Genomic DNA, 13,515 nt, shown 5'->3' with positions numbered 1-13,515 from the left:
GTAGAGACGCGATTTATCGCTGATTGTAGAGACGCGATTTATCGCTGATTGTAGAGACGCGATTTATCGCTGATTGTAGAGACGCGATTTATCGCTGATTGTAGAGACGCGATTTATCGCGTCTTCAAAGACCAATAATCCTTAACCCAAGCGTATTAGATTATAAGTTATTTAACCACAGAGACGCAGAGAACACAGAGATAAGAGGAATTAATTTTGGAGAATTTTTACCTACCTGAAAAGGGTTAGTTATAGCTACACAATAAACCTGTAAACCCAGATTAAATATTGACTTTTTTAATTACGAATTTAAATGAGCGGGGGAATTTATTGATGCCAGAGTTGATTTTAAATAAACTTTTTAGCTTAAAGGAGCAGGTGGTAGTAATCACAGGCGGTTCTGGTGTACTTGGTGGGGCTATGGCACGGGGTTTGGCTCTTGCGGGAGCGCGAATCGTCGTTTTGGGTCGCAATGAAGCACGAGCGGGCGCGGTAGTGGCTGAAATTACTGCTAACGGTGGAGAAAGCATCGCTGTGGTAGCAGATGTTAGCGATCGCTCCCAATTAGAAATCGCCAGAGATGTTATCCTACAGCATTGGGGTAAAATAGACATCTTGGTAAACATGGCTGGCGGTAATATTCCTGCTGCCACAATTACTCCTGATGCGACTATTTTTGATATGCCTCGCGTTGCTTTTGAGGAAGTGCTTAGCCTCAATTTACTCGGTACTCTACTACCCAGCCAAGTTTTTGGTCAAGCAATGGTCGAAACAGATCAACCCCACGGTTGCATTGTCAATATTTCTTCTATGTCTGCCATTCGGGTGATTAGCCGTGTGGTTGGCTACTCAGCCGCTAAAGCGGGGATAGATAACTTTACTCGCTGGCTAGCCGTAGAACTGGCCCAAAAGTATGGTGATGGAATGCGAGTAAATGCGATCGCGCCAGGTTTCTTTATTGGGGAACAAAATCGGGATTTACTCCTAAATTCTGATGGCAGCTTAACAGAACGCGGGCAAAAAATCATTGACCATACGCCCGCCGGACGTTTCGGAAAACCGGATGAATTACTCAGCACCTTGATTTGGTTATGTAGTTCTGGTTCTAGTTTCGTCAACGGGGTAGTTGTGCCGGTAGATGGTGGATTTAGTATCTACAGTGGAGTTTAATCATGTATTCACTGGCTGTAAATAACGGGACACTTTCAGATGAGCAAGTTTCCGGGCTAGTTCATCAAGCTTTAGCAGACCCGAAATTAGATGGACAGCGCATCTTGGTGTTAATTCCAGATAGTACCCGCACTGCTCCCATCCCGCAAATGTTTCGATTACTTCATCAGGAGTTGAGTAAAAGAGTAGCGGCTTTGGATTTTTTAATTGCTCTGGGTACACATAATCCCATGAGTGAAGAACAAATCAATCACTTGGTGGGAGTGACACCAGAAGAGCGAGAAACAACTTTTAAAAAAGTTCGCATCTTTAACCACCTTTGGAATGAGCCAGATACCTTTATTTCTTGTGGAGTCATCTCGGCAGATGAAATAGCAGAAATTAGCGGTGGAATGCTTCATCAGTTAGTTGAGGTGCGTGTTAATAAACTTGTAAAAGCTTATGATTTAATCGTGATTTGCGGCCCGGTTTTCCCCCACGAAGTTGTCGGTTTCTCTGGTGGGAATAAATATTTTTTTCCCGGCATTAGTGGTCAGGAAGTAATTAATGTCTCACATTGGTTAGGTGCTTTAATCACCTGTTACGAAATTATTGGTACACCGGGAATAACACCAGTTCGGCGGTTGATTAACCGAGCTGCTAGCCTGATTTCTACCCCGAAGCTTTGTTTGGCGATGGTGGTCGCACCCAAAACAAATCAGTTAGCTGGACTTTATATAGATCAACCAGAATCAGCCTGGGAAGCTGCTGCAAAATTATCAGCCAAACTGCATATTAAATATGTCGATCAGCCTTTTAAACAAGTGCTTTCAGTAATGCCCCAAATGTATGATGATATCTGGACTGCGGCAAAAGGAATGTACAAGTTAGAGCCAGTAGTGGCCGACGGAGGTGAAGTAATTATATATGCTCCTCACATTACCGAGTTTAGCTATACATACGGCGAAATTCTATCCCAAGTTGGCTATCATGTCCGGGATTACTTCCTCCAACAGTGGCATAAATTCCAAGAGTATCCTGCTGGAGTGCTGGCACATAGTACTCACTTAAAAGGGATGGGTACTTTTGATCCTATAGAAGGGGAACAAGCACGGATTCGCGTCACTTTAGCTACTGGTATTTCTGCTGAACGCTGTGCTGCTCATAACTTAAATTATTGCGATCCCGCTACTATTCGACCAGCAGAATGGGCTAACCGAGAGGATGAAGGCATCTTGCTTGTGCCAAAGGCTGGCGAGATACTGTACCGTTTAAGTTAGAGAAATTTTCAGGAAACTAAATCATAGACAGCGATATCTACAATGGGCTACGCCTACGCAATTATATCATGTCCGCATAATTAGTTATGATTCCCACAGTCATTGCACCCCACCCCCAACCCCAACCCCCTCCCCGCAGGCGGGGAGGGGAGACAAAGCGCAGCTTTGGCAGGGTGGGGTTCTTCGGGTTTAGTAAGTATTCAAGCGGACATTATATTACAGGTTAAGATTTTACACTTCGCGCTATTCTTGATGAGACGTCAGCGAATCAGTTTATTGCAGCGAACAAAAAAGCATGGGTGGCAAATTAATTGTATTTGAAGGGGTGGAAGGCTGTGGCAAAACCAGCCAAATACAGCTTTGTTCTGAGTGGTTGGAAAGTCTAGGTGTTTCTGTGGTAGTAACTCGTGAACCAGGGGGAACAGACTTAGGTTTACATCTTCGCCGCTTGCTACTAGAAAAGGCAGAGGATAAACCCTTCGGCTCCGCTCAGGGCGAGCCAGTTGCAGAATTGACAGAACTCTTGTTGTATGCTGCTGACCGATCGCAACACGTTGAACAAGAACTCAAACCAAATCTCGCAACCGGGAAACATATTTTATGCGATCGCTACACTGACTCTACCATTGCCTATCAAGGATATGGTCGCGGTCTTAACATGAATTTAATCAATCAGCTTAACAATATTGCTACTAGTGGTTTAGAGAGCGATCTAACTATTTGGTTAGATGTCAATGTCGAAGTCGGACTAGCCCGCAAGCTCTTAGTCCAAGTAGGACTAGATCGCATTGAACAGGAAACAATCGCTTTTCATCGGCGCGTTCAGCAAGGATACGCACATTTAGCAGCATCCCATCCCTCACGAATTGTGCGGGTAGATGGCAGCTTGAGTAAAGAAGCTGTACAACAGGTAATTCAAGAAATTTTGCGCGTACACCTGCACTTGGGGACGTAGTCCAAAAATAAAATCCTTATTTTAAAGTGAGTTCGACCAACCTCTCTGTTTTGAACAAGATTTTAAGTCTGTACCTTTTCAACTCGCAGAGGTATAGGTTTTTTGATTGGGCTATTTAGGCGGACACTATACAATACTGCTCGGTTAAGGAATTTCTTGGTTGAGGCAAGCAGGGGGAGCAGGGGGAGAAATGGGGGCATGGGAAGAGTTTTGCCTCCCCTGCTTCCCCTGCTTCCCCTGCCTCCCCTGCTTATCCGAGCAGTATTGGGACACTATATATTTTGTAAAGTCTCTTCACCGAACAAGGCAAAAGTAAAAAGGCACTCATCAAGAAAAAGAAAAATGGTTTGAGAGCAACTAAATTTATTTATGGAATCAAATAAAAACATTTATAACGATAGCGCCGGCGGCAAGCGAGTCATCAAGCTTCGTGGCGTAGCGCGTTCGCATGATTGCGTCTCGTAGAGAGAAATAATACGTCATTATTAAATCCCCTAAATTTATTTATGGGGATTATCTTTTTACTTTTTAAACGGTAGAATAACGAAATTTTGCAAGAGGTCTAATCATGAAACCATTTCTTTTTGTAACCGATCTAGATGACACCCTCGTATATCGCACTGTGGGGGATGACAGCGCTTTGCCAGAACTAAATCAACTGCTGAAGAGACATCGCCAAGAATACGGCACTAAAATTGTTTATTCTACTGGGCGATCGCCTGTGCTTTACAAAGAACTCCAAGGTCAAAAAAATCTTTTGCAACCCGATGCCCTCGTTCTTTCTGTGGGTACAGAAATTTACCTTAATGGTAGTGATATTCCAGACTCAGATTGGTCAGAAATCATCTCTCCGGGATGGGAACGGGAAACTGTATTATCTATTACCAGGACATACCCTGAGTTAGTTCTACAACCAGATTCAGAACAGCGTCCCTTCAAAGTAAGTTTTTTCTTAGAACAAGAAGTATCTGTCAGAGTGATATCAGAACTTGAAGCAGAGTTGCAGAAATTTAAATTAAATGTAAAGTTAATCTACAGTAGCGGTATTGACCTTGACATTGTACCCCATAGCAGCGATAAAGGTCAGGCAATGCAGTTTTTACGTCAAAAGTGGAAATTTGCAGTAGAACAAACAGTTGTCTGTGGTGATTCAGGTAATGATATTGCTTTATTTGCTGTAGGCAACGAACGGGGAATCATTGTGGGGAATGCCCGAAAAGAGTTACTCCAATGGCATGATGAGTATCCCGCTACCCATCGCTACCTGGCTTCATGTTTTTGTGCAGGTGGAATTATCGAAGGCTTAAATTATTTTGGTTTTTTGTAATGATTAGTTATCTAAAAGGTATAGTCGCTGGTATCCAAACAATTGGCGCTAATCGTGTGATCCTGACTCTGGAAGTGAATGGCTTGGGGTATGATTTGCAAGTTCCCCAACGGCTAGCAAACCACTTACCAGAGTCGGGAGGAGTGACGCAAATTTTTACCCATTTCCAAATTCGGGAAGAAGTGCCCTTTCTATATGGCTTTGCTTCGCCCGCCGAACGCGATTTATTTCGCCAATTGCTGAGTGTCACAGGTATTGGTGCAGCCTTAGCGATCGCACTCTTAGACACTTTGGAACTACCAGATTTAGTCCAAGCAATTATCGCTGGCAATACACAAATCTTAATTCAGGCTCCGGGTGTGGGTAAAAAAATCGCAGAGCGCATCTGTTTGGAACTGAAAAGCAAATTAGTCGAGTGGCGCAAATCAGCTGGGTTCTTCGTCGCCACAGGTGGACCAGCACCAGGAATTCTCGAAGAGGTGCAAATGACCCTCTTCGCCTTGGGATATACTGCCCATGAGGTCAGTCACGCCCTGCATGTGGTGAGTGAAGACATCGGACTACCCAAAGATGCCTACGTCGAAGATTGGATTAAACAAGCCATCGCTCATCTCAGTAGCGAACTTAATAGTCATTAGTTATTAGTCATTGGTCATTAGTCATTGGTCATTAGTCATTAGTCATTGGTCATTGGTCATTGGTCATTGGTCATTGGTCATTGGTCATTGGTCATTAGTTATTCTCTCCCTTATCTCCCTCATCTCCCCCACTCCCTCATCTCCCCCACTCCCCATCTCCCCCACTCCCCCACTCCCCATCTCCCCCACTCCCCACTCCCCACTCCCCATGCCCACCGATCCTTATGCTTGGCTAGAACAGTCCTTAGCAACAATTCATCGGGCAGACTGGTATCGTTCAGTACAAACAATCCACGGTCGTCCGGGTGCAACGGTGGTTTTAGCTGGGCAAGAGGTAATTAATTTTGCCAGTAATGACTATTTGGGACTTACCGGAGATCAGCGATTAATTGCAGCTGCCACTGCTGCGATCGCCCAATTTGGCACTGGTAGCACTGGTTCTAGATTACTCAGTGGGCATCGAGAATTACATAGGGAGTTAGAGGAGGCGATCGCATCTACCAAACAAACAGAAGATGCCTTGGTATTTAGTTCCGGGTATCTAGCTAATTTGGGTGCAATTACCGCCCTTGTTGGCAAGCGTGATTTAATTCTCTCTGACCAGTACAATCATTCCAGTCTGAAAAATGGAGCGATTCTTAGCGGTGCAGCAGTTATAGAATATCCGCACTGTGATATTGCAATTCTCAAAACTCAGTTGAGTCAACATCGGCAAAACTACCGACGCTGTTTGATTCTTACTGATACCGTCTTCAGCATGGATGGTGATTTATGTCCAATGCCCGCACTGTTGGATCTTGCTGATGAATTTGGCTGTATGCTGCTAGTCGATGAAGCTCATGCAACTGGGGTACTAGGCAAAACTGGCGCTGGGTGTGTGGAACATTTTTGGTGTACAGGAAAGCAATTAATTCAAGTTGGCACCTTGAGTAAAGCTTTGGGTAGTTTAGGCGGGTACGTAGCGGGGAGTAGCGCCCTAATTGACTTTTTGCGTAACCGCGCACCCACTTGGATTTACACCACTGGGCTTTCACCTGCTGATACGGCAGCAGCCTTAGCAGCAATCAAGATAGTGCAACAAGAACCGCAACGCCGTGCCCAATTGTGGCAAAATGTACATTACTTGAAAAGTTTGCTGCAACAACAGTTACCTAACTTAAAATTACTGCCTTCAGAATCACCGATATTATGTTTTCAATTGCCCAGTGCCACAGATGCCCTCAAAGTTGGAAAACAGCTAAAAGATGTTGGCATTTTTGCCCCAGCAATTCGTCCTCCCACAGTGCCCACAAGTCGCCTCAGAATATCTTTAATGGCAACTCATCAAGCAGTACATATTGAAAAATTGGTAGCAGTGCTGAAGGACATCTGTTAGAGAATTTTAGATTTTAGATTGAGATTTTAGATTGAGATTTTGATTGAGATTGCACAAGCTTGGAATGGTGCGTTACGCCCTGCTAACATACCCGACTGGAACGACACAGCTAAAATAGTGCATTAGGGACTTCCAAATAAAAAAATACTCAAATATTTCTTGTGGGGTGGGTGTCTCACCCGCCCACAGCCAAAGGCGCTCATGTTGCCCACCCCACAAGATTGGATAATTTATTTGTTGGAAGTGCATTAGACGGGATCTGAGGCTCTTGGTCTTTACAAACAAAATATGATTGCTATATATAAAATTAACAATAATTTTCTCATCAGCATACTATATTTTGGAGAAATTAGCTTCTAACAAAAGATATTTTTCCAACTAAATAAAAATCTATCTGTGGATAAGTTACTAAAATTTGTAAACTAGCTTAGGGTATGTAAAGCCTCTGCAATAAGTATTGGTTGTTCTAAGACATTTTCATGCCCCATATTGATTATTCCCAATTATTGCGTTATGGCATTGTTGTATTAAGTGTCGCAATTGCACTAGTGCTAATGTTGATGCTAGACCCTTGGTTAAGCATGAATGGAACTCCTTTTTTGCTGTTTTTTAGCGCTGTAATGGTGAGTGCCTGGTATGGTGGTTTGAAATCAGGGCTTTTAGCAACTTGCTTGTCTGCGCTACTGAGCAATTACTTCTTCCTACCGCCAGTTTATGAGCTAAGTTTTGATCTATCAAATTCTGTGCGAGTTGGATTGTTTGTATTACAAGGATTGCTCTTTAGTCTCATCTGTGAGGCATTAAAGACTGCTAAAAGACGGGGGGATGAAAATCTCCAAAAGCTGAGAGTTAGTGAAGAGCGATTTCGATTAGCCTTAAGTAGTTCAGATATCGTGATCTTTCAGCAGGATCGCAATTTACGATATCAGTGGATTCATAATCCTCAAGGTCTAGACGCTGCTGAGAAAATGTTAGGTAAGTCTGATGATGAATTATTTCCAGCTATAGTAGCAGAGCAATTGGGCGCAATTAAGCTGAAGGTAATAGAGACTGGTGTGGCAACCCGTGAAGAGGTTTATCTGACAATTCGTGGAGAAGACCGTTACTATGATTTACTAGTTGAACCACTAAAGGATGCAGATAATAACATTCAGGGTATTACCTGTGCAGGTGTGAATATTACTGAGCGCAAGCAGGCTGAAGAAAGACTGCGTTATATCGCCCAAATTAGTAGTGTACTTTCGACTTCCCTAGATTATGAACAAACCTTAGAACAGATTGCCAAAATCTCAGTACCCCAGCTTGCTGACTGGTGTAGCGTTGACATTTTAAATGAAGATGGTTCCATTCGCCGCCTACCCATTGCCCATGCAGACCCATCGAAAACGGAGTTGGCGCGTAAACTTCAGGAGTATGTGAAAGATTACAAGGGTGCAAGTGCAATTACTAGAGTACTGCAAACTGGGCAAAGCGAATTAATCTCAGAGATACCTGACTCGCTATTAGTGGCAAATACTCAGAATCAGGAAGACTTAGAACTGGTTCGGCAATTGGGGATGAAGTCTGTGATAATTGTGCCATTAGTCGCACAAGGGCGAGTATTGGGGTGCATCAGTTTTGTCAGCGCCGAATCAAACCGTCGCTACGATCGCACTCACCTCACTTTAGCAACAGATATTAGCCATCGTGCTGCCTTAGCAGTAGAAAATGCTCAACTTTATCGAGATATCCAACAAGCTTTAATTCATTATGCCGAATCTCTATCTCTTCTAGATGCGCTCCTAGAAGCCGCTCCCGTTGCTGTATGCTTTTTGGATCGGGAACTGCGATATATCCGAATTAATCAAGTTTTCGCTGACATTAACGGTTTCACCATAGAAGAGCATCTCGGACGCAAATTAGGGGAAGTCTTACCAGCAATGGCGGCGGAGTTGGAGCCGCAGTTACAGCGAGTGTTGGATACTGGAGAACCCCTGCTGAATGTGGAAATTAGCGGTGAAACGAGGCAACAACCCAGACGTTACGGCTACTGGCTAGGCAACTATTACCCAGTCAACAACCCAATGGGTGAAACGGTAGGAATTGGAATTATTTTAGCAGACGTGACAGTAGCAAAGCTAACAGAAGTTGCCTTGCGGGAAAGTGAAGAAAGATTCCGCACCATCTTCAATCAGGCCACCGTAGGTATTACCCTACTTGCATTAGATGGACAATTTCTCCAGGTGAATCCGGCTTTTTGTGAGATTACTGGGTACAGCGTAGAAGAATTAATCGAGTTGAGTTTTCAAGATATTACTCACCCTGACGACCTGAAAGTTGATCGGCTTTATGCTCGACAAGTATTAGCCAGGGAAATCAATGGTTATTCTTTAGAGAAACGCTACATTCATAAAGATGGTTCCCTGGTGTGGGTGAAGGTGACTGCATCAGCAGTTTGGGATGCTGAGGGTAAACCAAAGCATGGTTTGGCGATTATCGAGGATATTAGCGATCGCAAACGAGTAGAAGCCACGCAACAATTTTTATTAGAATCCAGCGCCTTACTAGCTGCTTCCTTAGATTATGAAGTCGTTTTGAAGAACGTCGCCCATCTAGCCGTTCCCACCCTAGCAGACTGGTGTGTTGTCGATATTTTTACGGAAGATCAGTTAGTTCAAAATCTGACGATCGCTAGTGCTTACCCCATCAAAACCAAGATCATGGAGGAATTACAACGGCTTTATCCTAGGAGTACCAAGCGAAGACGTTCAATTTTCTTCAGTTTAAAGGAAGGAAAATCCGTTTTTCATCCAGAATTTTCGGATTCGTTGATCGCAGGGTTCGCCGAAGATCAGGTACATCATCAGTTGCTGTCCAGTTTAGAGATTCGTTCTCTGATGCTAGTTCCCCTCTACTCCCGTGGGCAATTATTCGGCTCAATATCTTTTACTACAGCCGATTCTGGGCGTTATTACGGAGAGGCAGATTTAGCTTTCGCAGAGGATATTGCTCGTCGGGCGGCCACAGCCATCGACAACGCTAGACTTTACCAGGAAACTCAACAGGCAAAACAGGCAGCTGAACGGTCTGTCAATCGCACCATCCTTTTACAAAGAATAACTGCCGCCCTCTCGGAAGCACTAACTCCCGAACAGGTGGCTGATGTGGTGGTTAATCAAGGGATTGCCACCTTGAAAGCCACTGCTGGTTGCATTGTCTTACTGACTGAGGGAGATACTACCCTGAAATTGGTGCAAGCAATTGGCTATCCGCAATCCCTCATAGATACCTGGGCAAATTATCCCATCACAGCACTTAACCAAGTAGCGGAAACAGTCAGAACTAGGCAGCCGATTTTTTTAGAAAATTTAGCAGCCATGATTGCTAAATATCCCAACTTAGCAGATGGAGTCGCTCTCACCGGGAATAATGCCTGGGCTGCCATTCCCTTGATAGCAGAAGGCAAAGTAATTGGGGCACTAGGATTAAGCTTTGCCACTGCCCAAATATTTAATGAAGAAGACCGGGGATTTATGTTGACACTGGGACAACAGTGTGCCCAAGCCATCGCCCGCGCTCAACTTTACGAAGCTGAAAAGACTGCCAGGGCAAAAGCTGAGACAGCCAACCGCATTAAAGATGAATTTCTCGCTGTCCTTTCCCATGAACTCCGAACTCCCTTGAATCCAATTTTAGGGTGGGCAAAGTTACTTAGAACCCGCAAGTTTGACGAAGCCACTAAAATCAAGGCTTTGGAAACAATCGAGCGTAATGCCAAATTACAAACCCAATTAATTGGAGATTTACTTGATGTTTCGCGGATTTTACAAGGTAAAGTTAGCTTAAATCTCTATGCAGTGAATTTGAAAGTAGCGATCGCAGCTGCATTAGAAACGGTGCGTTTGGCAGCAGAAGCTAAATCAATTGAAATTAAAACGGTCTTAAGTAATGATATCGGCAAAGTTCTCGGCGATAGCGATCGCTTGCAACAAGTAATGTGGAATCTTCTCTCCAATGCCGTTAAATTCACACCCACAGATGGACAAGTAGAAGTGCGTCTACAGCAAGTTGGGTTAGATGCTCAAATCCAGGTGATTGATACAGGTAAAGGCATCAACCCGGAATTTTTGCCCTACGTCTTTGATTACTTCCGCCAAGCAGATGCCAAAACAACCAGAGTATTTGGTGGACTGGGGTTAGGATTGGCAATTGTGCGCCATCTAGTAGAACTTCATGGTGGTACAGTTCAGGCAGAAAGTCTGGGAGAAGGACAAGGAGCTACCTTTACAGTTAGACTACCTTTGCTCAAAAATTCTGAGTTGCGAGTTAGCAGTGGTGACGCTTCTCAAGCAGAACTGAGTAATGACGACATATTACTTGCTGGAGTGCAAATACTGCTTGTAGACGATCAAGCTGATGTGCGAGAGTTTTTTAGCTTTGTGCTGGAACAATATGGCGCGACTGTAACAGCAGTTGAATCAGCAGATGAAGCGCTGGAAACATTAGCCCGATCATTGCCAGATATTCTGTTAAGCGATATTGGAATGCCCTTAATGGATGGCTATATGTTGCTGCGCGAGGTGAGAAAATTACCAAAAGAGCAAGGTGGGCAAATTCCGGCGATCGCTTTGACTGCTTATGCAGGAGAAATTAATTATAACCAAGCAATGGCCGCAGGATTTCAAAAACACTTACCTAAACCGGTCGATCCTGTGGATTTAGCGACAGCGATCGTCAATCTCCTTGGGCACGATTAAACCCCTAAACTTTGTTCAAAGTCTCTCTCCTTTTAGGCTACGGTGTACACACAAGTCGAATTACCCCCCTTAATCCCCCCGATGTATTGGGGGGAAACAGGAAATCTAATTCCCTCCCCAATATATCGGGGAGGGTTAGGGTGGGGTAAAACCCAATACGGTTCACTTAAGGCTAAAACTTTTTGTCAAAGTCAATTTTTTTAACGAACCGCCAAGGACGCCAAGGACGCAAAGAGAAGAAAGAAATGCTTAACTGAACTGTATTGGGGTAAAACCCTGGTTAATCAGCTATTTCAGACTTGTGTGTACACTGTAGACTTTTAGGAAAGAGATTTAGAGAGAGGTTTTCCAGATGCGGTTAAGTGTGAGATTCGCAAACTTGCTCGTCCCGCCACAATTGATATAGCCGCGTCGCTGGCATCGTCATATATAAAACATCTCCATTATGGAGGTTAGTTTCTAACAAATCCCAGCCGTGTAGGGTTTGGTGATTGGTTTCTACGTACAGAGGTACACAATCGGCAGACATGGCGACATCTTTCACCCACTGACCACAAAAGGCGTGTGAAGGTGTAATCACAGTGGCAAAAGCTACCCAGAGACTATCGGCTGTGATGCCATTACCGAGGATGCGTCCCCCTAGTGCCGCCGCCGCAAAAGCTGGGGCAGCCAATTCCGCCGGACTGAGTACGGCCTCGAAGCCAAATAGCTGTTGGGCTATGCCAGCAAAATCGGGATCGGCATAATGAACAATCACCGGAATGCTGGGTGTCAAGCCTTTGGCTTTGAGGGCAATTTCCAGATTGGTAGCATCATTGCTAGTAACAGCCAGCACTGCGGCGGCAGAGTGTATATTGCTGGCTTGAAGGATTGTGCGAAAACTGGCATCGCCCTGAATGACAGGGATACCGAGTTCGCGGGCGGTGTTGATATATTTGTTGTTGGAGTCTGGTTCAACCACTACAACTTCATGTCCGCTAGCGTGGAGTTGCTGGACAATTCTGACTCCAATACCACTCAAGCCACAGACAATGTAGTGATATCGGTGGGGAATTCTGGCTGCATCCCAAAATTGCTTAAAGCGGCTTCCTAAGACAAAATCGGTGAGCATGGCATACCAAATACCAATTACCACTGCTCCCACCAGCATCATTACAACAGTAAATAACTTAATACTGTTAGGAGCATTTTCCACTACTTTGTCATTACCACCCGCTCCAGTAATCATACCTACAGAAAAATATAGAGCATCCACAGGAGACAAACTTAACTCAGCCGACGTATAGGTGAGTGTAGCGATCGCAATCACCGCCAATAGGACAATAGCACCCACCACTACCGATTGCCCATGTTGCTGAAACAGCCTAAAATTAGTCAATACTTTCAGTATTTTTCTAATCAATGATCTGCGAGGAGAACGGATGGGGGGTTGGGTGCCGACAATTAAGCGATCGCCTACTTGGATCTCTTGTCCAGATATGACAGCTGACACCAAATCCATCTCACCTTTGACTGGCAAGTAATAAATTAGCATCCGCGATCGGTCTGACCACAATTCACTCAGCTTTCTACCCTTCCACAAGTGGTTTTCATCAATGTATTCTTCGTGAATTGGCCAAGTTTGCTGAAATAATTTGATTTGTCCGATCGCTTGGTTTCCCAGTGCTGCAAAGGTGAATACGGGTGCTGCTAATCCGACAACACTCATACTCAAGTGGTCTGGCAAACTTTGATCTAAGCGTTCGCCCAAATTTGTATTATAAAAACGGTTGATAATCCGAATCTGGGGATTCAGCACCCGCGCTTGCATCATAATAGACAAATTCACAGCATCTTTAGAACCAGCGATGACTAAAGTGTGTGCCTGTTGAATTCCGGCTGCTGTCAGGGTGGAAGCTGCTTGTAAATCACCAACAATCACATCTCCTGCTGTTTCGCCAGGGATAGATTGGTGGTGAATACCAACAACGAAGGCTCCCTGATGTCTCAGCAGACGAAAGGTTTTATATCCGGTACGTCCTAAGCCACAAACAATAATTCTGGGTTTCATGAAAC

Annotated in this window: 8 protein-coding genes; 7 read left to right on the top strand and 1 reads right to left on the bottom strand. The window is 44.4% G+C overall.

The annotated features are described in order from the left end of the window. Positions 1 to 333: 333 nt before the first annotated feature. From V7K97_RS22570 to V7K97_RS22540, 7 genes are all read left to right on the top strand, one after another. The gene (locus V7K97_RS22570) at positions 334 to 1,170 is read left to right on the top strand and encodes an SDR family oxidoreductase (protein ID WP_334803222.1); all 837 of its coding nucleotides are present in this window, start codon (positions 334 to 336) and stop codon (positions 1,168 to 1,170) included. A 2-nt stretch (positions 1,171 to 1,172) separates the two neighbouring features. Continuing rightward, positions 1,173 to 2,429 carry a lactate racemase domain-containing protein gene (locus V7K97_RS22565; RefSeq protein WP_334803220.1) on the top strand — a complete coding sequence of 419 codons (1,257 nt, stop codon included), beginning with the start codon at positions 1,173 to 1,175 and terminating at the stop codon, positions 2,427 to 2,429. A 295-nt stretch (positions 2,430 to 2,724) separates the two neighbouring features. Beyond that, the gene (gene tmk, locus V7K97_RS22560) at positions 2,725 to 3,384 is read left to right on the top strand and encodes a dTMP kinase (RefSeq protein ID WP_334803219.1); all 660 of its coding nucleotides are present in this window, start codon (positions 2,725 to 2,727) and stop codon (positions 3,382 to 3,384) included. 568 nt (positions 3,385 to 3,952) lie between these two features. After that, entirely contained in the window at positions 3,953 to 4,711 is a 759-nt protein-coding gene (locus V7K97_RS22555) for a sucrose-phosphate phosphatase (RefSeq protein ID WP_334803218.1), read from the top strand. Next, positions 4,711 to 5,349, top strand: a complete 639-nt coding sequence (gene ruvA / locus V7K97_RS22550; RefSeq protein ID WP_334803217.1) for a Holliday junction branch migration protein RuvA — start codon at positions 4,711 to 4,713, stop codon at positions 5,347 to 5,349. The genes V7K97_RS22555 and ruvA overlap by 1 nt, the downstream gene beginning before the upstream one ends. 208 nt (positions 5,350 to 5,557) lie before the next feature. After that, positions 5,558 to 6,724, top strand: a complete 1,167-nt coding sequence (gene bioF, locus V7K97_RS22545) for an 8-amino-7-oxononanoate synthase (RefSeq protein ID WP_334803216.1) — start codon at positions 5,558 to 5,560, stop codon at positions 6,722 to 6,724. A 479-nt stretch (positions 6,725 to 7,203) separates the two neighbouring features. Next, complete coding sequence (locus V7K97_RS22540; RefSeq protein ID WP_334803215.1) at positions 7,204 to 11,460, top strand: PAS domain S-box protein; 4,257 nt, start codon at positions 7,204 to 7,206, stop codon at positions 11,458 to 11,460. A gap of 358 nt (positions 11,461 to 11,818) precedes the next feature. On the opposite strand, the gene V7K97_RS22535 is transcribed toward V7K97_RS22540, so the two are convergent. Further along, entirely contained in the window at positions 11,819 to 13,510 is a 1,692-nt protein-coding gene (locus V7K97_RS22535; protein WP_334803214.1) for an NAD-binding protein, read from the bottom strand. Positions 13,511 to 13,515 lie beyond the last annotated feature (5 nt).

The organism is Nostoc sp. (assembly GCF_036917815.1).
Classification (GTDB): domain Bacteria; phylum Cyanobacteriota; class Cyanobacteriia; order Cyanobacteriales; family Nostocaceae; genus Nostoc.
The sequence above is the reverse complement of the archived record's forward strand: the minus strand, read 5'-3'. Positions and strand labels throughout refer to the sequence as shown.

Excerpts from the sequence above, each read along its gene's own strand:
- V7K97_RS22565 (WP_334803220.1), top strand. The coding sequence starts at position 1,173 with ATGTATTCACTGGCTGTAAATAACGGGACACTTTCAGATGAGCAAGTT.
- bioF (WP_334803216.1), top strand. The coding sequence starts at position 5,558 with ATGCCCACCGATCCTTATGCTTGGCTAGAACAGTCCTTAGCAACAATT.
- V7K97_RS22540 (WP_334803215.1), top strand. The coding sequence starts at position 7,204 with ATGCCCCATATTGATTATTCCCAATTATTGCGTTATGGCATTGTTGTA.
- ruvA (WP_334803217.1), top strand. The coding sequence starts at position 4,711 with ATGATTAGTTATCTAAAAGGTATAGTCGCTGGTATCCAAACAATTGGC.
- tmk (WP_334803219.1), top strand. The coding sequence starts at position 2,725 with ATGGGTGGCAAATTAATTGTATTTGAAGGGGTGGAAGGCTGTGGCAAA.
- V7K97_RS22535 (WP_334803214.1), bottom strand. The coding sequence starts at position 13,510 with ATGAAACCCAGAATTATTGTTTGTGGCTTAGGACGTACCGGATATAAA.
- V7K97_RS22570 (WP_334803222.1), top strand. The coding sequence starts at position 334 with ATGCCAGAGTTGATTTTAAATAAACTTTTTAGCTTAAAGGAGCAGGTG.
- V7K97_RS22555 (WP_334803218.1), top strand. The coding sequence starts at position 3,953 with ATGAAACCATTTCTTTTTGTAACCGATCTAGATGACACCCTCGTATAT.